Source organism: Mycolicibacter algericus DSM 45454 (assembly GCF_002086455.1).
Taxonomy (GTDB): domain Bacteria; phylum Actinomycetota; class Actinomycetes; order Mycobacteriales; family Mycobacteriaceae; genus Mycobacterium; species Mycobacterium algericum.
In genome coordinates this window covers 203325-229593 of sequence record NZ_MVHC01000002.1, presented here as the reverse complement: position 1 = coordinate 229593, position 26269 = coordinate 203325, and the positions used below count along the sequence as shown (strand labels likewise).

Here is a 26269-nt window from a genome sequence, read left to right as displayed (position 1 = left end):
ATCAGCGTGCGTAAAACTCAGTTGGGGCCCGAGGGCGAAGCGGTCGGTACGGGAGGACCGGATCGGGACAGCCCGGGCCGGTGCGGACCGGGATGCGGACCGCACACAACGAGCTGATTGCAAGCCGATCGGAAGGCGGGTGGGACAGGTGAGTGTCGTCGACTTCGGATGGGAGCCGGTGTGGGAACCGCCACCGGCGCCTGAACCGCCGCCGCGGACCAACGGACGCGCCATGCTGCGACGCTGGCTGGCCATCGCGACCCTGGTCGCCGCGGTGGGCGGCGGCGGTTGGCTGGCCGCGCAGCACTACGAAACTCATGTCGCCGGCCAGCAAGCCCTCGATGTCGCCGAGGCATATGTGTTGCGGCTGACCGACATCGACGCCGACGACGTCGACCGGAACTTCGCCGACATCGCCGACGGTGCCACCGGCGAGTTCGACGCGATGCGCGCCCGGTCCGCGGCCAGGCAGCGTCAGCTGCTGATCGACAACAAGGCGACCGCCCGCGGCCACGTCGCCGAAGCGGTGGTCAAATCCGCCGACCGGAACCATGCCGTGGTGGTGCTGCTGGTCAACCAGGCGGTACGCAACGCCGACAACCCCGAACCCGTGATGGATCGCAGCCGGATCCGGATGACCATGGACCGGATCGACGGCCGGTGGCTGGCCAGCAAGGTGGAGTTGGTATGAGGAAACTCACAGCGCTGGCGGCCGGTGCGCTGCTGATCGGTACCGCCGAACTGACAGCGGCAGCCCACGCCGAGCCGATCAACTGGGAGGCCATCGCCAACTGTGAATCCGGTGGCGACTGGGCGGCCGATTCCGGCAACGACGGTTACGGCGGATTGCAGATCAGTGCCGCGACCTGGGACGCCAACGGCGGAGTCGGGCTGCCGTCGGACGCCAGCCGGCAGCAGCAGATCGCCGTGGCCAAGCGCATCATGGCCAGCGAGGGGCCCGGCGCCTGGCCCGCCTGCGCGTCCCGCGGCGCCGCGGCCACCACCGGTGCCGGGGCGGCCCCGGTCGGCTCGCTGACCCACTATCTGTCGGCACTGTTCGAGGACAGCGGAGGGCCGGTCGTACCGGCCGACTGAGCAGCTGCCCGCCAGCGGCGTCCCCGGCGTCGTGGGATGATCGGGCCCTATGACCACCGCGACCGCGGTAGCGCTGCCCGAACTGGCGCCGGCCCGGTTTGACCAGGACGGCCCGTTCGGGGTGTATGTGCACGTCCCGTTCTGCTTCACCCGCTGCGGATACTGCGACTTCAACACCTACACCCCGGCCGAACTGGGCGGGGCCAACCCCGACGCCTGGGTGGCGGCGCTGGCGCGGGAACTGGAGCTGGCCGCCGCCCGGCTGGGCGGCCCGCGCGCCGACACCGTGTTCGTCGGCGGCGGCACACCATCGCTGCTGGGCTCAGCGCGGCTGGCGGCGGTGCTCGATCATGTGCGGGAGCACTTCGGGCTCTCCGACGACGCCGAGGTCACCACCGAGGCGAACCCCGAGTCGACGTCGCCGGAGTTCTTCGAATCGATCCTGGCCGCCGGCTACACCCGGGTGTCGCTGGGCATGCAATCGGTGTCGCCGCGGGTGCTGGCCACCCTGGACCGCATCCACTCGCCGGGCCGGCCGGTGGCCGCCGCGCGCGAAGCGTGCGCCGCCGGCTTCGAACACCTCAACATCGACTTGATCTACGGCACCCCGGGTGAAACCGACGATGATCTGCTTCGCTCGGTGGACGCCGCGCTGGAGGCAGGCGTCGACCACGTCTCGGCCTACAGCCTGATCGTCGAGGACGGCACCGCGCTGGCCCGTCGGGTGCGGCGCGGCGAACTCCCGGTGCCCGACAACGACGTGATGGCGCATCGCTACGAGCTGGTCGACAGCCGGCTTCGGGCAGCCGGGATGGACTGGTACGAGGTGTCGAACTGGGGCCGGCCCGGAGCGGCCTGCCGGCACAATCTGGGCTACTGGAGCGGCGGCCGATGGTGGGGCGCGGGCCCGGGTGCTCACGGCTACGACGGCACGCTGCGTTTTTGGAACGTCAAGCACCCCAACGCCTACGCGCAGCTCCTGGGTGAGATGACGCTGCCGATCGCGGGTTTCGAGGAGCTCTCCGAGGCCGACCGGCACACCGAAGAGGTGATGTTGGGGTTACGCATGCGCGAGGGGCTGGCGCTGGCGGTTCTGGACCCGGGTGAGCGGGAACGCGCCGAGTCCGCCGTCGACGATGGCTTGCTGTGCGTCGATGGCGATCGGCTGGTGCTCACCGATCGCGGGCGGTTGCTGGCCGATGCGGTGGTGCGTTCGCTGCTGGGGTAGCCGCCGGAGCGGGAGCGACAGGTCAGCCGCTGAACCAGCCGCGGCCGCCGTCCCAGCTGCCGCAGACTCCGCCGATGCAGCCGTGACCGAAGCCGCCCTGGCCGGGAATGAAGCCGCCGCAGCCCTGCCAGCCGGCGTCGTGACCACAGCCGCTGCCGCCGCCGTTGCCGTCGGGGCCGCCGGCACCGTGCGGTTGGGCCACAACCGCCGGTGCGCTCATCGCCATCACGCCGGTCGGGGCGACGGCGATCGCCGCCGCGGCTGTCGCTATGAACATCGAACCCACGAACTTTCGAATACTTAGCATGACTCCATATTCCATACCGACGCCCGCCTTGCCAACCATTGTGTGAGGACCGAGACCGAATCGTGAATGCCCGTAACACATCACCGCGCCAGTGGTGCAGCGGTGGGCGTCATGATCCGGTGGGCCCGGACCGATTGGCCCCGGAGGTGGAAGATAGAGATCCCGATCTGCGGATAAGGGGCGCGAAATTCCCGCATGTTCCGTGTCGGCAATACCGCTGACAACAGATTCACAGCAAGCTTGCCATCGAGTTGGCAGCTTTCCTTCTGCTGGGGGCTACGGCGACCTGAAGGGTTACGAAAATACCTGGTATACAACAATTATCGTGGCACAGCGAAACCGGCGGCCACGGTGGTGACCATGTGGACAGCCGACGCGGCAGCAATATCGCAATCCGTGGTTTGTTGTGAACCGCAAATGCGGATACACTCACGCGGTAATACCGCAACTGCGGCAGCCGCGAGATGGGATGGAGGGCCAACGGGATGGCAGTTCAACGGGCGCGACGCGCCCCGAACCGGGCGCACGGCGTGGGCGGCCGGCTGCTGGAGTTTCTCGGGCGTCAGGAGTGGCTCGATCGGCCGAGCTACCGGCTGGAGAATGTGCTGAGCTTCGTGTTCAACGCGTTCGGCGGGGCACGGAACCGGGTGACCAACTTCTTGAACGGCGTCTGGCTCGGTCACCCGGTACATCCGCCGCTGGCCTCGCTGACCACGGGTGCCATCGGGACGACGGTGGCCTTGGACGCGCTGAGTCTGTTGCCGGCCAAGTCGTCGACCGAGATGCTCGATGCGTCCCGGTTCGCCCAGCGCGCCCTGGGTCTGGGGATCCTGGCCAACTTCGCCGCCGCGGCCACCGGTGTGACCGACTGGCAGCACACCCACGAAAACGATCGGCGGATCGGCCTGGTGCACGGGGTGCTGAATCTGGTCGCGACGGGCCTGTACCTCCAGTCCTGGCGGGACCGGCACCGGGGACGGCAGCTGCGCGGGATCGTGACCAGTGCGATCGGCTACGGGATCACCAGCGGCAGTGGCTTTTTGGGAGGCGCGCTGGTGTTCGGTTCCGGTATCGGCATGGATCAGTCCGGTGACCGGCTGCGCATCGACGACTGGACCCCGGTGCTTCCGGAGGCGGAACTGCCGGCGGACCAGCGGCTCAAGCGGGTCGAGGTCGACGGCGTGGGCGTAGTGGTGTGCCGTGACGGCGAGCAGGTGTCGGCGTTCGCCGGTCTGTGCCCGCACCTGGCCGCGCCGATGGCGGACGGTTGGCTCGACCGAGGCCGGGTCGTCTGCCCGTGGCACGGCTCGCAGTTCGACGTGCAGACCGGTGCGGTGGTGCGCGGACCGGCGGCCTCGCCGCTGCCCTGTTACCAGGCGCGGCTACGCGACGGGATGGTCGAACTGCGCGATGGCGCCCCGACCCCGCTCGGCGTGGCCCGGGAGAAGTACCTGGACTCGGCAGCTGTGCCATGCCCGGAAATCCCGGACGCTTCGGACGTTAAGGAGATCGCACAGTGAGCAACGCCTACGACGTATTGCGGGATCACCACAACGTGCTGCGGGGCCTGGGTGGCAGGTTCAAGGCCGCCCCGGTCGGATCGGTCGAGCGCCAGGCGATCCTCGATGAACTCCTGCGGGAGTTCACCATCCACATGCGCATCGAGGATGACATCTACTATCCGGCGCTGGCGGCGGCCAGCCGGCTGATCGCGATCGCGCACGCCGAACACCGGCAGATCTACGACCAGCTTGCGGTGGCGCTGCGGACACCGGCCCACTCACCGCGCCACGTGGACGAGTGGAATTCCTTCCTCATCGTCTTGGAGGCGCACGCCGACGAGGAGGAGCGCGATCTGGTGCCTCCGCCTGCGCCGATCGACCTGACCGACGCCGAGTTGGACGAGCTGGGCAACCGGATGCTCGCGGAGATGGAGCGGCAGCGCAACTCCAGATTCGAGCAGCTGCACGTCAAGGCGCGGGCGAAGTTCCTGGCACTGATGCCGGGCTGAGTGTGCGCACAGCCACCGCGGCGCCGTACCCGGTCGCCGTCCGTTGAATCCAGCTGACACCCGTCGGGTGGGATACCCTGCAGGGTATAAATGGTTGGTGCGGGAAGGGTCTGACGTGGTTGGTGACGACGAGAGCCTCAAGGCGGTGTTGAACCGGCTGCGCCGTGCCCACGGCCAGCTTGCCGGCGTGATCGCGATGATTGAAAGCGGCCGGGACTGCAAGGAAGTCGTCACGCAGCTTGCCGCGGTCTCGCGCGCGCTGGATCGGGCAGGTTTCAAGATCGTCGCCAGTGGGCTTCGCGAATGCCTGACCGGCGAATCCGACAGCGGAAAAGCCCCGCTCACCGAGGAGGAACTCGAAAAACTGTTCCTCGCCCTGGCCTAACGGGGGGATCCGAGGCGCGCTACTGCGTCATCGAATCCGGGCCGAGGGTTACGCGAGCAGTTCGAGGATCTTTTTCGTCACCGCGGCCGCCGTCGGATGCTCCCACAGCAGCGTCGGCGACAGCGTCAGCCCGATCTGCTTCTCCAATCGACGTCGCACGGCGACGGTCATGATCGAGTCGACGCCCATTTCGATCAACGGAAGGTGGGGGTCTACGCCGTCGTCGGGGAGACCGAGTTGGCCTGCTATCGCGGCGGATACCCGTTCCGCCACCCAATCGGAGGCCTCGGCGGGATCCTCGGGCAAGCCCGCCTGCACCGGATCCTGCGATTCGACGACGTCGGATTCCGCGGGAGCGATGTCGGCAAGCATGGCCACCGACGCCGCGAGCGGCGTGACCGGCAGTACGACAGTGTTGGCTTGGTCATCGCGCATCGCCAGGTCCAAGGCCCACATCGCGTCGTCGGCGCTGATGGTTTCCATGCCCATGGACTCGAGCTGCGCGGCAACGTACTCGGAGGTCGACCCCATCCCCAGACCACGCCACGCGGTCCAGGCGACGCTGATGGTTCGGTCGCCGAGGTTGCGGCGTTGCCGGGCGAACGCATCGAGAAACGCATTTCCGCACGCGTAGGCGCCCTGACCCGGAAAGCCGGTGAGATAGCCACATGACGAGAACAGCAGCATCCAGTTCAGCGTCCCCGGCGGGAACACTTCATCAAGCACCCGTGCGCCGGTGACTTTTGCGTGCATGGAAGCGTCGACCTGGGCAAGCGTGGTGTCAGTCAGCAGCGCACCGGTCTCGATACCGGCTGCATGCACCACACCGAGTACCGGCGGCAGATCCCTCAACGCGTGTTGCAGGGCCGCCGCAGCCCCGGCTGCACCGATGTCGATGGCGGCCACCCGCACGAACACCCCGCGTTCCTCCAGCGATCGGACCGTCTGGACCAACCCCGGGTTGGTCGGGGCATCCGCAACTGTCCTGTCCGGCATCCCCGAACGCGACACGAGCACCAGGCGCCTGGCGCCGAGATCGACCAACCGGTGGGCCATCTGCCGTCCGAGGGCGCCGGTGCCCCCGGTGATCAAGTAGGTACCGCCCGGCGAGCAATGCATCGATTCACCGACGCACGGCGCGGACGCCAGGCGGGCGGTGTAGGCGATGCCGTCACGCACCACGACCACCCCGTGTCCGGTCAGAGAACTCAGCGCGGGCACGGGCAGGTGGGGCTCGGACAGCTCCTCAAACAGGTCCAAGACACCGCCCCAGAGTTGGGGGTGTTCGGCCGCGGCCACCCGGGACAGACCCCATAGCGGCGCCTGCTCGATATCGGTGCCTTCATGCACGTTTCGGGTCAGCACCCAAAGCCGTGCCTTAGAGCCCTGTCCTACCAGACATTTCAGTGTCCGCAGGACCAATTCGATGGACACCCTCGGCTCATCGCGCGGCTCGGTCAATACCAGGACCACGGCACCGGAACCCGAGCTTGCGTCACCGGACGGCAGCTCCGCAGGGTCTGCGACGCTGCGGGTAGGCACTCCGGCAGCGGCCAGATCGCGCGTACACCATGCTCGCGTTTCGTCGGTGCCGCCGATCAAGGTGACGTGGTCGGGGCGATCGGTGTCACGCCAGGGTGTCGGGTGCCACGCCAATCTGTGTACCAGGCGGCTGGATTCACGTTCTGTCGAACGCTCGAGATCTTCGAAGGCCAACCCGGTCATCGAGGCCAGCACCGTGCCGGCGCGGTCAGTGATCACGACGTCGGTGATCGCTCCTGCTGCGCGGCGCCGCGCGTGGAGCAGGGCCTCGCCACAAGGCGGGCCGTGCACCGCCACCCGCTCGATACGCGCCGGCATCTTGAGGCGTCCGGGGTCGCTGAAAAGGACCGACGCCGTCGACGTCGCGGCATCGAGAAGTCCGGCCCAGGTCGCCGGAGTCGATCCGTCCGGCTCGGCGTTGACCCGCGCCAGCAATTCACCGTCGCCGCAACGTAGTTCCAGGATCTCCCACTCGAATCCCATGGCGGTGACACCGAGCGATTCCAGGAGGTCGGTGACATGGGTCGAAGGCAACACCTCCGTGCAACGTCGTTGCACGGCCGGTAGTTCGAAGACCGGCGCCGCGCCGTCGTTGTTGGTCTCGGCCACCGCGGTGCAGTGGGCCAGCCAACCACCCGCGGTAGGCGCGTCGTCTGAATCCACGAGGCGTGAGGCCAGGCTCAGGCAGTGCTCCTGCAACACCACCTGGATATCGCGGGTCCGTCCGGGTGCGACCGGCGTGCGCAGCCGCAAATCCGCCAAATCCGTTGTGGCGGCGGTCAGCATCGTGTTCAGCAGAACGGCGGCGGGCACGATCTCCGTACCCTGCACGGGATGATCGCCGGGATAGGGCCGGTTGGACATATCCAGTCGGGTCTGCCACATGCGGGTGGGAACGGCGCTGGTGATATCCACTTGGCCGCCCAGGAGCGTGTGGGAATCGACGTCGTGAATCCCACCGCCGGACGGCGGGGGAGTCGGGGTGCGCCACAAGTGCTGATGCTCCCATTGGGTGACCGGCAGGTTGTCGGTCCAGGGCGAGGTGGCCGTGACGCCGTGCGGAAACGGCGCCCCGTGGCAGTACAGCGAAGCCAGCGCACGGGTGACCGCACGCAGCTCGGGCTGCTGACGTCGGAGAGTGGGGACCACGCCGTGCTCGTCGAGCCCGAGGTGTGACAACGTTTCGGCAATCGAGTGCGAGACCACCGGATGGGCTGATATCTCCAGAAACAGTCGGTGCCCGTCCTCGGCCGCGGCGATAACGGCCTCAGCGAAGCGCACTTGACCTCGTAGGTTGGCCACCCAATAGCGCGAGTCGCGGGGTGCCGTCGAGCGAGGATCGGCCAGCGCGGTCGTGTACAGCGGGACGGCGGGTTCATCGGCCGGCGGGAGCCCTGCGGTAAGCCGGGCAAGGTCGTCGGTGAGTGCGTCCATCTGCGGGCTGTGGAAGGCCACGTCGGTGTTCACCCGACGCGCCGAAATGCCGTCGTCCGAACAGCGTTGGCAGATCTGATCGATGGCCTCGACGGTGCCGGAGACCACCGCGGACTCAGGTGTGGCGCTGATCGCCGCGACCACGTCGCTGCGCTGGCACAGCCGCCGTTGTGCCTCCTCGAGTGAGAGCCCCACCAGCGCCATCGCCCCGTGTCCGGCGACGTGTCTGAAACCGCGCGCCCGGTAGCACGCCACTTTGGCTCCCTGCGCCAAGTCGAGAACACCGGCTGCCACGCATGCGGCGACCTCGCCGACCGAATGACCGATGATGGCTGCGGGCCGCACGCCGCGCTCGGCCAACAATGCGGCGAGCCCGGCTTGAATCGCGAAGGTCAACGCCTGCACCCGATCGGTGGCGCCCAGTTCACCGGTGCTCAGCGCTTGCCGGGCGGAGAATCCCAACTCAGCTTGAAACACCGGATCGATCTCGTCGATGACCGCGGCGAAGGCGGGCTCATGTGCCAGCAGTTCGCTGCCCATGCCCTCCCAGTGCGATCCGTGGCCGGAGAAAACCCAGACGGCGCCGTCCGGTGCGCCGGAAACCACCGCGCCGGTGACCACGGCGGGCTGTTGCCCGTCGTTTGCCAGCGAGTCCAGACCGCCCACCAGCTCGTCGCAGTTGTCGGCGAGCACGGCCGCGCGGATCCGTTCGTGCGAGCGTCGGGTCCACAGTGTCGCCGCCACCTGATCCACGGAGCAGTCGCGGGCTCGCAGGTGGTCGGCCAATGCATCGGCCTGGCGAGCGAGGCGGGCGTGCGTGCGCGCCGAGATCGGAACGACGACCGGCACGGCAGCGGGCGCCGTGACCGGCCCGAGGTGCTCGGCGGGCCGCGGTGGTGCTTCTTCCAGGATGATGTGGGCGATGGTGCCCCCATAGCCGTAACTGCACACCGCGGCGCGGCGCCGGCTGTCCGGCTGTCGGGGCCAGGCCTCGACTTCGGTGGCCACCCGCAGGCAGCTGTCCGCCCAGTCGATGGCTGTCGTGAGTTTGCTGATCCCGGCTGTCGGCGGGATCGTCTCCTGATGGAGCGCCAGCGCCGCCTTGATGAGGCCGACTACCCCCGCCCCGCCTTCGAGGTGGCCCGTATTGGGCTTCACCGATCCGATCAGGCAGGGCGCGTTCGAGGGGCGTCCGGCGCCGTATACCGCCGCAAGAGCGGCCAGCTCGACCCGATCGCCGACCGGTGTACCGGTCCCGTGCGCCTCGACGAAGTCAACGCTGGTGGGCTCGATGCCGGCGGATGCGCAGGCAAGCCGGAACAGATCTTCCTGGGCCCTACCGTTGGGCGACATGATGCCCGGCGTGTTGCCGTCATGGGCGACAGCGCCACCACGGACCACTGCCAGCACCGGGTTGCCGTCCCGCCTGGCGTCGCCGAGACGCTTGAGGACCACCACCGCCGCGCCCTCTCCGCGGCCGTAGCCGTCGGCCGCCATGTCGAAGGTCTTGGACCGACCGTCCGGTGCGGTGGCGCCGGCCTGATCGAGCACCCGGGTCAAACCGGGTCCGATCAGCGCGCTCACACCGCCTGCCAGCGCAAGTGACGTTTCACCGGTACGCAATTGCTGACACGCTTGATGTACCGCCACCAACGACGCGGCGCACGCCGCGTCGAGGGCGACACTGGGACCACGAAGATCAAGTAGGTGTGAGACCCGGTTGGCGACTCCGCACAGTGCTGTTCCGATGCCGGCCCAGGCCTCGATACCGGGCAGGTCTTCCATGATCAACTTGCCGTAGTCGTCGGCGTTGACCCCCATCAACACGGCGGTGTCGCTGCCCGCCAACGACCGCGGCGCGATCCCGGCGTGTTCGAGTGCCTCCCAGCACACTTCGAGCGCGAGACGCTGCTGCGGATCCATCAGTTCGGCCTCGCGCGGCGAGACGCCGAAGAACTCCGCGTCGAAGCCGGCAAGATCGTCTAAGAAGGTGCCCCACGGTGTGGTGTCCCGCAGCACCGCGGCGTTTCGCGGGTCACGCCGCAGATACGGTTCCCAGCGTTCGGCAGGTACCTGCCGAACCGCACTGCGACCGTCGAGCAGAAACCGCCAGAAGTCCGCCGGTGTGGTGACATCACCGGCCAGTCGGCATCCGATGCCGATGATGGCGATAGGTTCGGCAGTGTCGTTGGAGGGGATGGCGTGCCGGTGGGCGCCGTGCGTCGTCATCTGCTGCCCACCTGGGCGACGATCTGCTTCTTGTCGACCTTCCCGACGGCGGTGATGGGCAGCGAGGGCATCGCAACGAGCATGTCCGGGCGCGAATGGGCAGAGACTCCGCGCTCGTCCAGGTGGCGGTTGAGTTCGGCGAGGGAGATCTGTTCGCTCTTGAAGATCACTGCGGCGCAGATCTTTTCACCCAGAAATTCATCTGGCAGCGCGATCGCCGCGGCAGCCGAGACGGCCGGATGGGTAAGGATGTGCTCCTCGATGTCGGACGCCGAAACAGTCTCCCCGCCACGGTGGATCACGTCCTTGATCCGCCCGGTGACTTCGACGTTGCCGGCGAGCGGACCGTCGGCAAAGATACGCACCTGGTCTCCGGTCCGGAAGAATCCATCGGGGCTGAACGACCGCGCATTGGCCTGATCCGCCCGGTAGTAGCCGTTGAGGGTGTACGGTCCGCGGACCAGCAGTTCGCCTTCCTCGCCCGGGGCCACGTCCTCGCCGTTGTCGTCCACGACGCGCAGTTCGTCGTGCGGTGACATCGGCCGGCCCTGGGTCTGCTCGACGACCTCGACGGGGTCGCCGGGGCGAGTGAAATTCAGCATCCCCTCGGCCATTCCGAAAATCTGCTGCAGTCCCGGACCCAGGGTCTCTCGGAGATAGCGGGCTTCGTCGGGCGCCATCCGTGATCCACCCACTTGCAGCAATCGCAGCGCTGTCGGCGGGTTCGGCTCCCAATCGCAGGCCTGCGCCCACAACTTCGCCAAGGCGTTGACCAACGCGGTAGCGGTCACGCCGTGCCGGTGGATCAGCGCAAAAGCGGCTTCGGGGCTGGGATCGGCGGTGAACACCGTGGCGGCGCCCACCGTCATCGCGCCCAACATTCCCGGGCATCCCAGCGGAAAGTTATGACCGGCGGGCAGCGCCACCAGGTAGACGTCGTCCCCGGTCAGTCCGCACGCCTGAGCGCAGGCCGTCGTGTTGTAGAGGTAGTCGTCATGGGTGCGGGGAATGAGCTTGGGCATGCCGGTCGTACCGCCCGATACCAGCAGCAGAGCGGGCGTGGTGGTGTCGACATCGGCACGCTGGACGGCGGGGCCTGCGCATTGGGCGACTGTCGACCACGCAGTGAACGGTCCGGGATCTCCATCGACGATGACGTGCTGCAGCCTCGAGCGGCCCTCGGTGACGCGCGCGGCAAGTTCGCGGTAGTCGAAACCGCCTGCACGGTCGGCGATTATCAGAGCCACCGCGTCACTCACGTCGGCGAAGTGGCCCAGCTCGGCGGCACGGTGACCCGGCAAGCACATCACCGGCACGGCGCCGGCCCGCAATACGCCGAAAAACGCCAGCGCGAATTGCGTCGAGTTCGGCAGCTGAAGCAGTACGCGATCGCCCGCAGCGATGCCGAGCCGCGCCAGGCCTGCCGCGAATCGGTCAGCAGCCGAATCGAGTTCGGCAAAGGAATAGCTGCGGTCCGCATCGATGACAGCGGGCCGCTGTGGCCAGTTGCTCGCCGCTTCGGTAAGGATCGAGTCCAAGGGGCGTCCGGTCCAGTAACCCGCTTGTCGATACTCGGCGGCGCGGTCAGCCGGGAAGGGCGTGAAGCCGGCGAGGAGTCCGCGGTGTTGATGCGGCGGTCCCAGCTTCGCCTCTCCTGCGTCGAGCCTCGCTGAACCGCGGTGTTGATGCGGCGGTCCCAGCTTCGGCTCTCCTTCGTCGAGCCTCGCTGAACCACGGTGTTCCTGCGGCGGTTCCAGCTTCGGCTCTCCTTCGTCGAGCCTCGCTGAACCGCCGGGTTCGGGCTGGAGCACAGCACCCATCCAGTCGAACCACCCCTCGGTCAATCATGGTGGTGTGCGAGCGACCCCATGAGATAGCCTTCGTAAAGTTAGGCCATCCTATACTAACTTAAGGAGACGGCGTGCGCGGTGGTGCGACACCTTCACAGTCGGTTCGTGACGAGGTCGCCGAACTCCTTGGCGTGAGTCCAGACACCATTGATCCGGCGCAGGATCTGATCGCGTCGGGCCTGGATTCGATCCGAATGATGTCGTTGTCGGGCCGCTGGCGAAAACGGGGGATCGACGTCGATTTCGCGACCCTGGCGGCCGATCCCACCGTTGCGGCGTGGTCGGACCTGGTTGCCGCGCACGCTCCGGGGGCCGACGCGCTCGACGCCGCGCCGGACGGCGGCGCCTCGTCCGCGGATCACGGCGGCCCCGCGGCGCCGTTCCCCCTTGCGCCGCTGCAACACGCCTACTGGGTGGGCCGAAACCATCAGCAGCAACTCGGCGGGGTTGCGGCACACTTGTACGTCGAATTCGACGGCACCGGCGTCGATCCCGAGCGCCTGGCCGCGGCGGCTGCCGAACTGGCCGCCCGCCACCCGATGTTGCGGGTCGAGATCATGTCCGACGGCACCCAACGCATCGGAGACCGTGAGCTGCCGGTCAAGATCAGTGACTTGCGCGAGCTGGACGCCGAGGCCGTCGAGCGGCAACTGCTTGCGACGCGCGAGGCCAAGTCTCACCAGCTGCTCGACGGCGAGGTGCTCGAGCTGAGCCTGTCTCTGCTGCCGGGCGGGCGAACGCGCCTGCATGTCGATCTGGACATGCAGGCGGGTGATGCCGTGAGTTACCGCAGATTCATGTCCGACCTCGCGGTGCTGTACGCAGGCGGAACCCCGCCGCAGCTGGACTACACCTACCGGGAGTATCGCGCCGCCATGAGCCGGCTGGAGGCGGCACGGTCAGCTCAGGATCAGCCCTGGTGGAGCGAACGGATACCGAGCCTGCCCGGCCCCCCCTCGTTGCCGCTCGTCCCGACATCTGAGCAGTCCGATCCGCGACGCAGCGTTCGGCGTTGGCACTGGTTCGACGCAGCAGCCCGCGAGGCACTGTTCGCTGCGGCCCGCAGCCACGGCGTCACGCCGGCAATGGCGTTCGCGGCGTCTTACGCCGGGACATTGGCCCGATGGTCCACCAGTCGTCGGTTTTTGCTGAACCTGCCGATGTTCGGCCGTGAGCCGTTCCACCCGCAGGTAGACATGCTGGTCGGCGACTTCACGTCGTCGTTGATGCTCGATGTCGATCTGACGCAGGCGGACTCCCCGTTGTCGCGGGCGGTCGCAGTACAGCAGGCGCTGCACTCCAGCGCCCGTCACCTCGGCTATTCCGGGCTGTCGGTGCTGCGCGATCTGAGCCGCCACCGCGGTGTCCAGACGCTGGCCCCGTTCGTGTTCACCAGCGGGCTCGGTCTAGGTGATCTGTTCGGTGGTGAGGTGACCGAGATCTTCGGCGCGCCGGTGTGGACGATCTCCCAGGGGCCGCAGGTGTTGCTGGATGCTCAGGTGACACCGCTGGGCGGCGGCCTGCTGGTGAACTGGGACGTCCGTGAGGAGGCGTTCCAGCCCGGTGTCGTCGACGCGATGTTCGGTCACCAACTCGATGAACTGCACCGGCTTGCCGACCCCGACGCCTGGACGACGCCCGATTCGCCGGAGGTCCCCGAATCCCAGCGTGTCGTGCGGGCGGCGGTGAACAGCACGGTCGCCGACCCGAGCGGCGAGGCGCTGCACACTGGGTTCTTTCGGCAGGCAGAGCGCCAGCCCGATGCTCCTGCGGTCTTCGCCCGTTCCGGCGATCTGAGCTACCGGCAGTTGCGTGATCAGGCACTGGCGGTAGCCGCCGCCCTGCGCGCTGAGGGGGTGCGGGCCGGTGACACGATCGCGGTGCTGGGACCGAAGAACGCCGAGCAGGTGCCGGCGGTGCTGGGGATTCTGGCCGCGGGGGCGGTGTATCTGCCCATCGGTGCCGACCAGCCCCGCGAGCGGGCGGAACGTCTACTGCAGACCGGATCGGTCCGCTTGGCGCTGTTGTCCGGCGCGCAGCAGACACCGTCGTCGGTGCCCGCGCTCCGCCTAGCCGAGGTGCTTTCCGGTCCGACGAGCCCGGATGAATCGATTTCTGTCGCAAGCGATCCCGAAGCGCTGGCCTACGTTCTGTTCACTTCGGGCTCCACCGGAGAGCCCAAGGGCGTGGAGCTCACGCACGACGCCGTGATGAACACCGTCGAGTTTCTGCTCCGGCATTTCGACATCGGGGCGAGCGACCGCTGGCTGTCGCTGGCGACGTTGGAGTCCGACATGTCGGTGCCGGACATCTTCGCCAACCTGCGTGCAGGTGGGGCGATCGTCGTGGTCGACGAAGACCAGCGCCGTGACCCCGACGCCTGGGCCAGCCTGATCCACGCGCATCGGGTCACCGCCCTCAACTTCATGCCCGGCTGGCTCGAGATGCTGCTCGCGGTCGGTGATGGACGGTTGTCGTCGCTGCGGGCGGTGGCCGTCGGCGGGGACTGGGTGCGCCCGGAGTTGGCCCGCCGGCTGCGGCTGCAGGCGCCCCGAGCCCGCTTCGCGGGGTTGGGTGGCGCTACCGAAACAGCAGTGCACGCCACCATTTTCGAGGTGGATGAGGCGGCGGGTCTACCGCCGAACGGCAGCTCGGTGCCCTACGGTGTGCCGTTGCCGAACATGGCTTGCCGGGTGGTCAGCGAAAGCGGCAGCGATTGCCCGGATTGGGTGATCGGCGAACTCTGGGTGACCGGACGCGGCATCGCCCGCGGCTACCGCGGTCGCCCCGACCTCACCGGGGAACGCTTCGTCGAGTATCCGCTGCACGGTGTGACGCGCAGCTGGTACCGAACCGGAGACCTCGCCAGGTACTGGCCGGACGGCACGCTGGAATTCGTCGGCCGCGCTGATCACCGCACCAAGATCAGCGGCTACCGCGTCGAACTCGGTGAGGTTGAGGCCGCGCTGGGAAGAATTCCCGGCGTACATGCCGCGGTGGCTGCGGTACTACCCGCCGCGGGTGGCTCAGACGGGCTCGCGGCGCTGGTCCGGGTGGCTGATGATTCGGGTTTGACGGCAGGCCGGATTCGCGATGCGCTGATCGATCTCGTTCCCGCGCACATGATTCCGCGTTGGATCTCGCCGGTGGATCGAATCCCGTTCACCGATGGCGGCAAGATCGACCGTGCGGCCGTTGCCTGCCGACTTGACCAGGAGTTCGGCCAGCTCGGCGGCGCGACAGGATCTGTCACCGGGCCGCGATCGACCTTGGAGCGGGCGCTGTGTCATATCGTCGCGGGGGTCTTGGGCCGTGATGGTGACGCCGTGGATGTCCACGACGACTTCTTTTCACTCGGCGGTGATTCGGTCCTTGCAACGAAGGTCGTGGCCGAGATCCGGGTGTGGCTCGATTCGCCGCGGACGATGGTGTCAGACATGTTCGCTGCCCGGACGGTCGCCGCGCTGGCCGAGGTACTCATCGGCCGGGAAAGCGACGCCGGACGAATGGAGTCGGTCGCCGAGGCGTATCTCGAAGTTGCGGCGATGTCGGAGGCCGACGTCATGGTGGCCCTCGATGCGGGTTCGGCCAACGAGTGATGGGATTCAGCCGTGCCGGCTGATCCTGGGCTTGAGCTGTGCGGCTGAGGCGACGTCGCTGGTGTGGCTGCGTTGTGGCGACCGCCGGAAAACCTGAATTGAGTTAACGGCCACCAAGGGCCGGAAATGCATTGAGCCGGACTCGGGTAGCTGCTACCCGAGCCCGGCATCCGCACTGCGCGAGCGTGCGTGCATTCGCGGTGAACACCGGCGTGCCTACCGCAGACACGCACGCTCGCGCAGGAGGCGGTACCTGCGTGTGCGCGCAGGCGGTGTGCAGTTAGTTAAACAGGCCGGTCAGCCAGTCCAGGTCGAACAGGCTCGGGTCTGCCAGTGAGGCGCCGACGTCAGGGTCCACCACCTCGTCCACCGGGATGGTCGAGGTCAACGCCTCGGCGATCCGGCTGGGCAGCACGTCGAGGAAGTAGGAGAAGGTGCCCTGCTCGGTGAGCAGCCCCCACCACTGGCCGGTGTCTTCGCCGGTCTCCGAGTCCCAGGTGATGTAACCGTTGAGCAACGCGTCGAACGGGTCCTGCGCCACGTGTGCCACGCCGTCGGGCACACCGCTCAGATTCTCCGACAAGGCGAATGCGAAGCCGGTGAGCGGCTCCATCAGGTACTTGGCGGTGCTCTTCCAGAAGCTGAAGTCGCCGAAGAGCTCCTGCACGTTCGCCCAGACATGGGTCATGTCGGCGCCGATGCCCATCACGCCGGGGACCTCGACATCCTCACCGCGCGGAATGTGGTCGAAGAGCGGCTGGAAGATGTTGTTCATATTGAACAGCCAGTCGTTGTTGATCAGGTTCCAGGCACTGGTGAGGTCACCCTGCTGCAGGAATTCCATCACCTGCGGGATCATGGTCTCCAGGCCGAGGACCCGGCCGCCCCCGGACCACATGATTTCGAGGCCGGCCTGCACGCCGTCGAAGCTGTTCTGGGCGACCTCGCCGTAGTAGCTGGACAGCTCACCCAGCGCCGTACTGATCGGGTTCGGGCCATTGAGCAGGTCCATGATGTAGTCGAGGTTCTCCGACGTGGTCGCGGTGAGCTCCACGGCGGGCTGGTGGACGACCGCAGGAGCCAGCGGGGCGACCGGGCTGACGGCGAGCATGCCGGCGCCGGCCAGTGCGATCCCGGCGGCCAAGAGCCCGGTGGTCCGGGCGGGAGATTCGGGGCCGCGGTCGGTCGAGCCGGCGGCGAGAGCGAGCTGCATTGCTTCTCCTTATCGTGACCTCAACTGTCATGAGGTACCTGTGTATTTGTAAACGCTGGCTTACCTTAGACACATCTTTTGTCAGGAGGCAAGCCTTACCTAACTGTGTGTCCATCGTCATAGACTAGGGTAAGGCTAACCTTACTTTCGACAGTCGTGTAGCGTCCCTCGGCATGAGTGCCTCGCCATCCGATGCCGTCAGCGTTGCGCTGCGGGAGATCCTCCGCGATGATCTGAATGTCGACCTGACCAAGGTGACTCCGGAGTCGCGGCTGGTCGATGAGGTCGGCCTGGACTCGGTGGCCTTCGCGATCGGCATGGTCGCCATCGAGGATCGGCTGGGCGTGGCACTATCCGAGGAAGATCTGCTGACCTGCGACACTGTCGGAGACCTCGAGGCCGCCATCCGGGCGAAAGCCCCCGCCGACGCGTGAGCGTGCTGGCAAGCGCCCTGACCAGGGCGATGACCGCCTCGGATGAGGACCTGGCGGTCTTCGATCAGGCCAGTGGCAGCTGGCAGCGTCACCCGTGGGCGCAGGTACACGCCCGCGCCCAGGGGGTGGCGTCGAGAATTCTCGACACCGGCCGCACCGGTGCGGTGGGCCTGGTCGGGGAGCCGACCGTCGAACTGGTCGCCGCGATCCAGGGCGCCTGGCTGGCCGGGCGCAGCGTGTCGATCCTGCCCGGACCGGTCCGCGGCTCCGATCCGCAGCAATGGGCCCAGGCGACCCGAAACCGGTTCAGCGGTATCGGTGTCGACACCGTCTTCACTCACGGCGGACCTCGGCAGCTGCTGGATGAGGCCGGCACCGCCATCGCCGTGCACGACGTCACCGCCGCCGCCATCGAGCCGTCGACCGCCTTCACCCCGGTGACCGCCGCACCGGACGTGCCGGCAGTACTGCAGGGCACCGCAGGCTCCACCGGCACCCCCCGCACCGCCCAGCTGTCACCGGCAGCGGTGCTGGCCAACGTCTCCGGCCTGGCCGAGCACCTCGGCGTCGACCCGGCGACCGACGCCGGCTGCAGTTGGCTGCCGCTGTACCACGACATGGGGCTGACCTTTCTGCTCAGCGCGGCCTTGACCGGCTCCCCGCTGTGGCTGGCGCCCACCGCGGCGTTCGCCGCGTCGCCGTTTCGCTGGCTGAGCTGGCTGCACGACAGCCGGGCCACCATGACTGCCGCACCCAACTTCGCTTACGGCGTGATCGGCAAGTACGCCCGTCGGGTTCCCGAAGTGGACCTGGGCCGGCTGCGGGTCGCGATCAACGGGGGCGAGCCGGTCGACTGTGCCGGACTGGAGCGATTCGTCGCCGAACTCGGCAGATACGGCCTCGCCCCCGGTGCTCTCATGCCGTCTTACGGCCTGGCCGAGGCCACCTGCGCGGTGACCGCACCACAGCCAGGTACCGGCCTGCAGTACGACGAAACCATCGGCGCGGCAAGCGATGACGCGCCAGCGGTGCGCAGGCATGCGGTGCTCGGCGAACCGATTCCCGGAATGCAGGTCCGGATCAGTCCGGTAGCCGAACGTCACGAGGAGCTGTCGCAGCGCGAGGTCGGTGAGATCGAGATCCGCGGAACCTCGATGATGTCCGGCTATGTCGACCAGCCGGCGTTGGACCCAGCCGGCTGGTTCGCCACCGGCGACCTCGGCTACTTCACCGACGCCGGACTGGTGGTCTGCGGCCGTGCCAAAGAGATCATCTCGATCGCCGGACGCAACGTGTTTCCCACCGAGATCGAGCGCGTGGCCGCCGAGGTGCGCGGCGTCCGCGATGGCGCGGTGGTGGCGGTCGGCACAGCCGGGATCCGGGCGGGACTGGTGATCGCTGCGGAGTTCCGCGGCCGCGACGAGGCCGGCGCGCGCGCCGACGTGATCTCCCGGGTGGCATCGCAGTGCGGGGTGGTGCCCGCAGATGTGGTGTTCCTGGCGCCGGGCTCGCTGCCGCGGACATCGTCGGGGAAGCTGCGGCGGCTAGAAGTCAAACGGAACCTGGAGGTGATGAGGTGACCGACGTGACCGCCGGGCCCGACATCGCCACGTATCGCGCCTTGCTGGACGAGGTGTTCGGCCAGCAGGTGGCCGACTGGACCGCCGAAGCCGAAGCCACCGAGCGTTTTCCGCGCGACCTGATCGAACACCTGGGCCGCAGCGGTGTGTTCGCCGGCAAATGGAGCAACGGCCAGCACCCCGACGTCGCCAAGCTGGTGGCGCTGGCGTTCAAACTGGGACAGCTGCGGTCGGCCGGGATCGGTGTCGGGGTGAGCCTGCATGACTCCGCGATCGCGATCCTGCGCCGATTCGGGCGATCGGAATACCTGAAGGACATCTGCGAGCAGGCCATTCGTGGCGAGGCGGTGCTGTGCATCGCAGCCTCTGAGGAGTCCGGAGGCTCCGACCTCCAGATCGTCGAGACCGAAGTCCGTTCCGCGCGAGACGGGTTCGACGTCCGCGGCCGCAAGAAGTTCGTGTCGCTGTCGCCGATCGCAGATCACATCGTGGTGGTGGCGCGCGGCATGGACCACGATGAGCACAGCCGACACGGCAACGTCCTGGTGATCGCGGTCCCGACTTCCCAGGTGCACGTCAACGAGCCCTACCGCAAGGTGGGGGCCGGACCGCTGGACACCGCCGCGGTCGATATCGACACCTGGGTGCCCGCTGATGCCCTGATCGCCCGCCCGGGTACCGGCCTGGCCGCGATCTCCTGGGGGCTGGCCCATGAACGCATGTCGATCGCCGGGCAGGTCGCCGCGTCGTGTCAGCTGGTGCTGGGGCTCACGCACGCCCGGATGATGCGCCGCCGACAGTTCGGTGCCACCCTGTTCGAGCACCAGGCGCTGCGGATGCGCGTGGCTGACCTGCAAGCCCGTGTCGATCTGCTCCGCCACGCACTCAACGGCATCGCCGCCGACGGGCGGCTCGATCTGCGTACCGCCGCGGCCATGAAGGTCACCGCCGCCCGGCTCGGTGAAGAGGTGTTCTCCGAATGTATGCACATCTTCGGCGGTTCGGGCTACCTGGTCGACGAGACCCCGATCGGGCGCTGGTGGCGGGACATGAAGCTGGCCCGCGTCGGCGGCGGTACCGACGAGGTGCTCTGGGAGTTGGTGGCCGCCGGGATGCGACCCGACTATGACGGTTACGACGAGCTGTTCGACAGCGGGTCGTCGTCGGGGTAGCGCAGCACCGCATACAGCGCCATCTTGCGATAACCCATGTCGTATTCGCCGAGGAAGGTGCCGCCCACATACTCGGCCAGCCGACGCATCGCCGTATTGCGGTACTCGGGCTCGAACATCATCCGCCGGCACTGCGGTTCGAGGTCGAACGCGCTTGTCATGACGCGCGGCAGCAGGATGGCCGCGAAGCCCCGATTGGCCACCGCGGCATCGGCGACGGCTCCGTGCATGCCCAGATCGTGCGGGTCGGCGGCATAGTACTTGGCGATGGAATCTTTTGCGGCCCGGTACAACTCGATATAGCCATAGTCTCGTCCGTGTCGGCTGACGATGAGCGGCCGAGTGAAACTGCCGGCCACCTGGGCGCTCAGGTACCGATGCCAGCGTTCCGGCGGCCAGGCGGACTCCCAGGTTTCCGCCAGGTGCGGCCGGTTCATCCACTCCGACATCAGCTCCGCATCGGCATCCGGATCGGCCACCCGGATCGCATACGGCTCGGCCAGCACTGGGATCGGGGGCGCAGGAACGCGGCGAACCTCGTCGGATATGTCGGTCAGCTCGCGGTGCAGGATGGCGGCGGCATCAGTCATAACGAACCGTTAGCCTACCGGAGGCCCTGTCTGTCAAAGTGAGGATAGGGTAACCTCGGTCGGGTTGGGCGGCAGCGCCAGGCCCCACCCCCGCGGGGCGGGTAACCGTCGGCGAAAGGACCTTGATGGCGCGCGGTTTGCAGGGCGCGATACTTAGGGGCTTCGGCGCCCGGGACCACGTCGTGACGGTGCTCGAGACCAGCCGGATCACCCCGCACTTCATCCGCATCTGGATGCACTCACCGACCCTGTTCACCGAGGCGAGTGTCGAACCCGCGGCCTGGCTGCGGTTCTGGTTCCCCGACCCGGACGGCTCGGACACCGAATTCCAGCGCGCCTACACCATCGCCGAGGGCGACGCCGCTACCGGGCGTTTCGCGATCGACATGGTGCTGCACGAACCGGCCGGGCCCGCCAGCCGCTGGGCCCGCACCGTGGAACCCGGAGCCACCATCGCGGCGGTGTCGCTGATGGGCTCCTCGCGCTTCGAGGCGCCTGAGGCCGACGCCCAGCCCGCCGGCTACCTGCTGATGGGGGACTCGGCGTCGATTCCCGGAATCAACGGCATCATCGGGACCGTCGCGCCGGAGATACCGATCGAGCTCTATCTCGAACAGCACCACGACGACGACCTGCTGATTCCGCTGCGTGAGCACCCCCGGCTGCGGGTGCACTGGGTGCCCCGCCGTGATGCGAGTTCGCTGGCCGCAGCCATCGAGGCTCGCGACTGGTCGGACTGGTATGCCTGGGCCACCCCCGAAGCCGCGACGCTCAAGGCGCTGCGGACCCGGTTGCGCAACGAGTTCGGGTTTCCCAAATCTGAGGTCCACGCGCAGGCCTACTGGACCGCCGGGCGTGCCATGGGCACTCAACGCGGGCCCACCGAAACGTCGTTGACTCTGCCGCCACCAGACAAAAGTGCGAGTGAGGTGCCTGGTGAGCGCAGCGTCAACACCAAGGGGGCGTGGCGTGCCCAGGCTGCGGGTCGGCTGCTCGCCCCGCTGAAGGCGCCGCTGATCGTCTCCGGCGTGCTGCAGGCGGTGATCACGCTGCTGCAGCTGGCACCCTTCGTGCTGCTGGTGGAGCTGGCGAGGCTGTTGGTCGCCGGCGCCGACGAGTCGCGGCTGTGGACGCTCGCGATCGCCGCGGTTTCGCTGCTCGGCCTGGGGACGCTGTTGGGGGCGGGGCTGACGCTGTGGCTGCATGTGGTCGACGCCCGCTTTGCCAGCGCGCTGCGTACGCGATTGCTGAGCAAGCTGTCTCGGCTGCCGCTGGGCTGGTTCACCGCGCGCGGATCCGGCTCGATCAAGCAACTGGTCGCCGACGACACCCTGTCGCTGCACTATCTGGTGACCCACGCCATCCCCGATGCCGTCGCCGCGGTCGTGGCACCGGTCGCGGTGTTGGTCTACCTGTTTGTGGTGGACTGGCGGGTGGCGCTCGTGCTGTTTGTGCCGGTGCTGATCTACCTGGTGCTGATGTCGGTGATGATGACCCAGTCGGGTCCCAAGATCAGTCAGGCGCAGCGCTGGGCCGAGCGGATGAACGGCGAAGCCGGCACCTACTTGGAGGGGCAGCCGGTGATCCGGGTGTTCGGTGGGGCGGCGGCCTCGAGCTTCCGCCGCCGCCTCGACGAGTACATCAATTTTCTGGTGGACTGGCAGCGGCCCTTTATCGGCAAGAAGACGCTGATGGATCTGGTCACGCGCCCGTCCACCTTCCTGTGGCTGATCATGCTGACCGGGACCCCGCTCATCGTTCTCGGCCGGATGGACCCGGTGAGCCTGCTGCCGTTCCTGTTACTGGGGACCACCTTCGGTGCCCGGCTGTTGGGTATCGGCCTGGGCGTCGGCGGAATCCGCGGCGGCATGCTGGCAGCCCGGCGCCTGCAGATCGCCCTGGACGAAGCCGAACTCGCCGTGACCGAGCCTGCTTCGCCGGCAGTGGAGGATCCGCAGCCGGCCGGGACGGTGCGCTTCGAAGCGGTCAGCTTCGGCTACCGCCCGGGTGTGCCGGTGATTCGCGATGTGTCGCTGACGCTGCGGCCCGGCACGGTGACCGCGCTGGTCGGCCCGTCAGGATCCGGCAAGTCCACGCTGGCCGCTCTGCTGGCCCGCTTCCATGACGTGCAGGAGGGCGCGATAACCGTTGACGGACAGGATATTCGGTCCCTGTCTGCCGACGACCTCTATCATCGTGTCGGGTTCGTGTTGCAGGAGACTCAGCTGGTTCACGGCAGTGTCCGCGACAACATCGCGTTGGCGGTGCCCGATGCCACCGACCAGCAGGTGCACCATGCTGCGCGCCAAGCCCAGATCCACGACCGGATCCTGCGGCTGCCCAACGGCTACGACACCGTGCTCGGCGCCGCCGCGGCACTCTCCGGCGGTGAGCGCCAACGGCTCACCATCGCACGCGCCATCCTCGCCGACACCGGCGTGCTCATCCTCGACGAGGCCACCGCCTTCGCCGACCCCGAATCGGAATACCTGGTGCAGCAAGCCCTGAACCAGCTGACCAAGGACCGCACCGTGCTGGTCATCGCCCACCGGCTGCACACCGTCACCGGCGCGGATCAGATCGTGGTGCTCGACCACGGCGCCGTCGTCGAACAAGGCCGCCACGACCAACTGCTCGCAGCGGGGGGACGCTATCTGCAGCTGTGGGAGACCGGGCGCCGGGCGGTCGGCGTCGGAGCGGAGGCGACACCGTGATCCGCACCCTGATCCGGCTGATTCCGCCAGACCGTCGCGGCCGGCTCGTCGGCTACACCGTACTGACGCTGCTGTCGGTGGTGGCGCGGGCGGTGGGCACCGTTTTGCTCGTCCCACTGGTGGCCGCGCTGTTCTCCGATGACCCGAGCCGTGCGCTGAGCTGGCTGGGCTGGCTGACCGCGGTGACCATTGCCGGCTGGCTGATCGACTTCGCGTGCGCGCGAATCGGATTCGATGTCGGGTTCGCCGTCCTCGATCACACCCAGCACGATGTCGCCGACCGGCTGCCGGCGGTCCGGCTGGACTGGTTCACCGCCGACAACACCGCCACCGCGCGGCAGGCGATCGCGGCCACCGGCCCCGAACTGGTCAGCCTGGTCGTCAACCTGCTGACCCCGCTGATCAGCGCCATCCTGCTGCCGCCGGCGATCGCGGTGGCGCTGCTCGGCGTCTCGTGGCAGCTGGGTCTGGCCGCCCTGGGCGGCGTGCCGCTGCTGCTGGGGGCGCTGTGGGCGGCCAACCGGCTCAGTGCCCGCGCCGACGTCGCCGCCGGAGAAGCCAACACCGCGCTGACCGAGCGCATCATCGAGTTCGCCCGCACCCAGCAGGCACTGCGCGCGGCGCGGCGGGTCGAACCCGAACGCAGCACCGTCGGTGCGGCCCTGACCGCCCAGCACGGCGCGGCAATGCGGCTGCTGCTCATGCAGATTCCCGGCCAGCTGTTGTTTAGCCTGGCCAGCCAGGGGGCATTGATCCTGCTCGCCGGCGCGACCACTGCGCTGACCGTGCGCGGCACCCTGGGCGTTCCGGAAGCGATTGCGCTCATCGTTGTGACTGCCCGCTACCTGGAACCCTTCACAACCATCAGCGAGCTGGGACCGGCACTGGAATCGACGCGTGCCAGCCTGGAGCGGATCCGGGCCGTGCTGACCGCACCGGCGTTGCAGGTCGGCGATCGTGAGCTTCCCGGTGGTGCCGGGGCTCCCCGCATCGAGTTCGACAACGTCACCTTCGGCTATGAGTCGGGCGGCGAGCCGGTGCTGGACCGAGTCAGTTTCACACTGGAGCCGGGCACCACGACCGCTATCGTCGGGCCGTCCGGGTCGGGAAAGAGCACCATCCTGGCCCTGATCGCCGGTCTGCACGAACCGACCGGCGGCCGGGTCTTGCTGGACGGGGCCGACGCCGCCGAACTCGACGCGCTGTCACGCCGAGCGGCGAGCACCATGGTGTTCCAGCATCCCTACCTGCTGGACGGCACGATCCGGGACAACATCCTGGTCGGAGACCCCGACGCCGATCAGGAGTCTGTCCAGCGGGCCACCGAACTGGCCCGGGTCGACGAGCTGGTGGCCCGACTGCCAGACGGCACCGACACGCGGGTAGGAGAAGCCGGCGCGGCGCTGTCCGGCGGCGAGCGCCAACGGGTCAGCATCGCTCGCGCCCTGCTCAAGCCCGCACCGGTGCTGCTGGTCGACGAAGCGACCAGTGCCCTGGACACCGAGAACGAGGCCGCGGTCGTCGATGCGCTCAGCGCCGAGCTGCGGCCGCGCACCCGAGTGATCGTCGCGCACCGGCTGGCCAGCATCGCACAAGCCGACCGGGTGCTGTTCCTCGACGACGGTCGGGTCATCGAGGACGGCACGATCGAGGAATTGCAGTGCGCCGGCGGGCGTTTCGACGAATTCTGGCGGCAACAGAACGATGCCTCCGGATGGCGCATCCACGCCGGCTAGCGATGGCCGCAAGAACGGCGGAGCCGGGCGCAGCGGGCCATCGCCATTGATCGCCTGTGCGATCATTCCTAGGGTGAGCGCCGACGACGACCCCGAGGCCCGGATCCGGGAACTGGAGCGCCCGCTGTCGGACTTCGCCAAAGCCGCCGAAGTCACCGTCTCCTCGGCCGGCGCCGAGCAGGTATCGCCGACGGCAGGCAACGGGCGCGGGATCGGCGTCGCGGTCCGTGCGATGGCGGCGGTCTTCGTGACGGTCGCCGCCGCAGCGATGTTCTTGATCTCCCGCGGCCCGACCGGTACGACGCCCGGGTTCCCCACCGTGCCCAGCACTGCGGCGCCGACACCATCGCGATCGGTCCCGGTGGTGCCGCCCGCCTCGGCGTCGCCGGCCAATCCGACGCCTGGCCGCGCCGACACCATCACCGTCTCCGGCGCCGGGCAAGACAAGACCCTGGCATGCGCCGGTAACCAGGTCTCGGTGAGCGGCGTCCGCAATACGATCACGCTCACCGGCCGGTGCGCGGGGTTGACCGTCTCGGGCATCGGCAACGTCATCACCGTCGACTTCACCCCAGCGATCACCACATCCGGTGTCGACAACCGGGTGACCTACCGCTTCGGGGATCCCGAGGTGAGCACCTCCGGGTTCGACAACGTCGTCGTACGTGGTTGAGGCGGCTCGGCCGGCCGTGGAATCCGATCCGGCCCGACGCCCTCAGCCGATGACGTCTGACGCCCAGTATTCGCGCAGGCTGGCGATCTGCTCCCCGGCGAACTCCAGAATGGCGACTTCGCGCATCCGCTTGCGCTGCCCTTGGACGCGGTCATCGAAGGTGGCTTCCCATTCGGCGATCACCGTGGTGCCGTCAGTGGCGGTGTAGAGGTTGAGCAGCCGGGCGTCGATGTCGGCTTGGCCTTCCACGACCTTGGTCCGCCAATAGTCGCGGATCCCGGCCCGAGTGCGAATCGGTTCCTGGAGTACCCGCTCGTGGTAGGTCGCGTCGTCGGTGAAGATCGTGACGATGAGGTCTGGGTCCTGCTGCATCCAGGCGCGCAGGTAGGTGTCGATCGTGGCGCGGACATCCATCATGGGCAGGAGTGTGGCCCACGTGGTGGCCCCGCTGTTGCCGAACGCGCGTTCCGTGCGGCG

At 68.1% G+C, this 26269-nt stretch carries 18 protein-coding genes and 1 pseudogene; 13 read left to right on the top strand and 6 right to left on the bottom strand.

Annotated elements, in window-relative coordinates; genetic code table 11:
• The first annotated feature begins 148 nt into the window (after window positions 1-148).
• The 3 genes from BST10_RS02905 to hemW are packed head-to-tail and all read left to right on the top strand — an operon-like array spanning window position 149 to window position 2323.
• Entirely contained in the window at window positions 149-691 is a 543-nt protein-coding gene (locus BST10_RS02905) for a hypothetical protein (protein WP_235673573.1), read from the top strand.
• Window positions 688-1095, top strand: coding sequence for a transglycosylase family protein (locus BST10_RS02900; RefSeq protein ID WP_083036310.1), 408 nt, complete (start codon window positions 688-690; stop codon window positions 1093-1095). Before BST10_RS02905 ends, BST10_RS02900 begins: the two co-directional genes overlap by 4 nt.
• A gap of 49 nt (window positions 1096-1144) precedes the next feature.
• Window positions 1145-2323: a radical SAM family heme chaperone HemW gene (gene hemW, locus BST10_RS02895; RefSeq protein ID WP_083036309.1), complete on the top strand. Its 1179-nt coding sequence runs from the start codon at window positions 1145-1147 to the stop codon at window positions 2321-2323.
• Window positions 2324-2345: 22 nt separating this feature from the next.
• On the opposite strand, the gene BST10_RS02890 is transcribed toward hemW, so the two are convergent.
• On the bottom strand, window positions 2346-2630 hold the full coding sequence (locus BST10_RS02890; protein ID WP_083036308.1) for a hypothetical protein: 285 nt from the start codon (window positions 2628-2630) through the stop codon (window positions 2346-2348).
• 485 nt (window positions 2631-3115) lie between these two features.
• Between BST10_RS02890 and BST10_RS02885 the strand changes: the two genes are divergently transcribed.
• The 3 genes from BST10_RS02885 to BST10_RS02875 all read left to right on the top strand — a co-directional run bounded on the left by BST10_RS02885 (window position 3116) and on the right by BST10_RS02875 (window position 5026).
• The gene (locus BST10_RS02885; RefSeq protein WP_081465500.1) at window positions 3116-4150 is read left to right on the top strand and encodes a Rieske (2Fe-2S) protein; all 1035 of its coding nucleotides are present in this window, start codon (window positions 3116-3118) and stop codon (window positions 4148-4150) included.
• A complete protein-coding gene (locus BST10_RS02880) occupies window positions 4147-4641 on the top strand; it encodes a hemerythrin domain-containing protein (protein ID WP_013828461.1) in 495 nt (164 codons plus the stop codon). Before BST10_RS02885 ends, BST10_RS02880 begins: the two co-directional genes overlap by 4 nt.
• Before the next feature lie 115 nt (window positions 4642-4756).
• Window positions 4757-5026, top strand: a complete 270-nt coding sequence (locus BST10_RS02875; protein WP_013828462.1) for a metal-sensitive transcriptional regulator — start codon at window positions 4757-4759, stop codon at window positions 5024-5026.
• Between the two features lie 48 nt (window positions 5027-5074).
• Here the strand turns inward: BST10_RS02875 and BST10_RS02870 are convergent, their stop codons facing one another.
• The gene (locus BST10_RS02870; RefSeq protein ID WP_083036307.1) at window positions 5075-10231 is read right to left on the bottom strand and encodes a type I polyketide synthase; all 5157 of its coding nucleotides are present in this window, start codon (window positions 10229-10231) and stop codon (window positions 5075-5077) included.
• Window positions 10228-12051 (bottom strand): (2,3-dihydroxybenzoyl)adenylate synthase, encoded by a 1824-nt coding sequence (locus BST10_RS02865; RefSeq protein ID WP_235673574.1) that lies wholly within the window; start codon window positions 12049-12051, stop codon window positions 10228-10230. The genes BST10_RS02870 and BST10_RS02865 overlap by 4 nt, the downstream gene beginning before the upstream one ends.
• 101 nt (window positions 12052-12152) lie before the next feature.
• Between BST10_RS02865 and BST10_RS02860 the strand changes: the two genes are divergently transcribed.
• Entirely contained in the window at window positions 12153-15680 is a 3528-nt protein-coding gene (locus tag BST10_RS02860) for a non-ribosomal peptide synthetase (protein ID WP_083036306.1), read from the top strand.
• Window positions 15681-15960: 280 nt separating this feature from the next.
• Here the strand turns inward: BST10_RS02860 and BST10_RS02855 are convergent, their stop codons facing one another.
• Entirely contained in the window at window positions 15961-16893 is a 933-nt protein-coding gene (locus tag BST10_RS02855) for a hypothetical protein (RefSeq protein ID WP_083036305.1), read from the bottom strand.
• Between the two features lie 170 nt (window positions 16894-17063).
• Here BST10_RS02855 and BST10_RS02850 point away from each other — a divergent pair.
• The 3 genes and pseudogenes from BST10_RS02850 to mbtN form a co-directional block, all read left to right on the top strand.
• A pseudogene (locus BST10_RS02850) lies at window positions 17064-17327 on the top strand (acyl carrier protein); the annotation flags it as partial.
• Complete coding sequence (mbtM, locus tag BST10_RS02845) at window positions 17324-18907, top strand: long-chain-fatty acid--ACP ligase MbtM (RefSeq protein ID WP_083036304.1); 1584 nt, start codon at window positions 17324-17326, stop codon at window positions 18905-18907. The pseudogene BST10_RS02850 and the gene mbtM, both read left to right, overlap by 4 nt.
• A gap of 5 nt (window positions 18908-18912) precedes the next feature.
• Complete coding sequence (gene mbtN, locus BST10_RS02840) at window positions 18913-20079, top strand: mycobactin biosynthesis acyl-ACP dehydrogenase MbtN (protein ID WP_041319723.1); 1167 nt, start codon at window positions 18913-18915, stop codon at window positions 20077-20079.
• On the opposite strand, the gene BST10_RS02835 is transcribed toward mbtN, so the two are convergent.
• Window positions 20040-20669: a GNAT family N-acetyltransferase gene (locus BST10_RS02835; protein ID WP_083036303.1), complete on the bottom strand. Its 630-nt coding sequence runs from the start codon at window positions 20667-20669 to the stop codon at window positions 20040-20042. The genes mbtN and BST10_RS02835 overlap by 40 nt on opposite strands.
• A 125-nt stretch (window positions 20670-20794) precedes the next feature.
• Here BST10_RS02835 and BST10_RS02830 point away from each other — a divergent pair, with 125 nt between their 5' ends.
• The 3 genes from BST10_RS02830 (at window position 20795) to BST10_RS02820 (ending at window position 25792) form a co-directional block, all read left to right on the top strand.
• Window positions 20795-23383 (top strand): ABC transporter ATP-binding protein/permease, encoded by a 2589-nt coding sequence (locus BST10_RS02830; RefSeq protein WP_083036302.1) that lies wholly within the window; start codon window positions 20795-20797, stop codon window positions 23381-23383.
• The gene (locus BST10_RS02825; protein ID WP_013828472.1) at window positions 23380-25119 is read left to right on the top strand and encodes an ABC transporter ATP-binding protein; all 1740 of its coding nucleotides are present in this window, start codon (window positions 23380-23382) and stop codon (window positions 25117-25119) included. Before BST10_RS02830 ends, BST10_RS02825 begins: the two co-directional genes overlap by 4 nt.
• Before the next feature lie 73 nt (window positions 25120-25192).
• Window positions 25193-25792, top strand: coding sequence for a DUF3060 domain-containing protein (locus BST10_RS02820; RefSeq protein WP_163762311.1), 600 nt, complete (start codon window positions 25193-25195; stop codon window positions 25790-25792).
• Window positions 25793-25834: 42 nt separating this feature from the next.
• On the opposite strand, the gene BST10_RS02815 is transcribed toward BST10_RS02820, so the two are convergent.
• Entirely contained in the window at window positions 25835-26209 is a 375-nt protein-coding gene (locus BST10_RS02815) for a nuclear transport factor 2 family protein (RefSeq protein WP_232062487.1), read from the bottom strand.
• Between the last annotated feature and the right edge of the window lie 60 nt (window positions 26210-26269).

Coding starts and splice junctions, on each gene's coding strand:
- BST10_RS02830 (WP_083036302.1), top strand. CDS start 20,795: ATGGCGCGCGGTTTGCAGGGCGCGATACTTAGGGGCTTCGGCGCCCGG.
- BST10_RS02855 (WP_083036305.1), bottom strand. CDS start 16,893: ATGCAGCTCGCTCTCGCCGCCGGCTCGACCGACCGCGGCCCCGAATCT.
- BST10_RS02865 (WP_235673574.1), bottom strand. CDS start 12,051: ATGGGTGCTGTGCTCCAGCCCGAACCCGGCGGTTCAGCGAGGCTCGAC.
- BST10_RS02870 (WP_083036307.1), bottom strand. CDS start 10,231: ATGACGACGCACGGCGCCCACCGGCACGCCATCCCCTCCAACGACACT.
- hemW (WP_083036309.1), top strand. CDS start 1,145: ATGACCACCGCGACCGCGGTAGCGCTGCCCGAACTGGCGCCGGCCCGG.
- BST10_RS02835 (WP_083036303.1), bottom strand. CDS start 20,669: ATGACTGATGCCGCCGCCATCCTGCACCGCGAGCTGACCGACATATCC.
- BST10_RS02885 (WP_081465500.1), top strand. CDS start 3,116: ATGGCAGTTCAACGGGCGCGACGCGCCCCGAACCGGGCGCACGGCGTG.
- BST10_RS02900 (WP_083036310.1), top strand. CDS start 688: ATGAGGAAACTCACAGCGCTGGCGGCCGGTGCGCTGCTGATCGGTACC.
- BST10_RS02815 (WP_232062487.1), bottom strand. CDS start 26,209: ATGATGGATGTCCGCGCCACGATCGACACCTACCTGCGCGCCTGGATG.
- BST10_RS02890 (WP_083036308.1), bottom strand. CDS start 2,630: ATGCTAAGTATTCGAAAGTTCGTGGGTTCGATGTTCATAGCGACAGCC.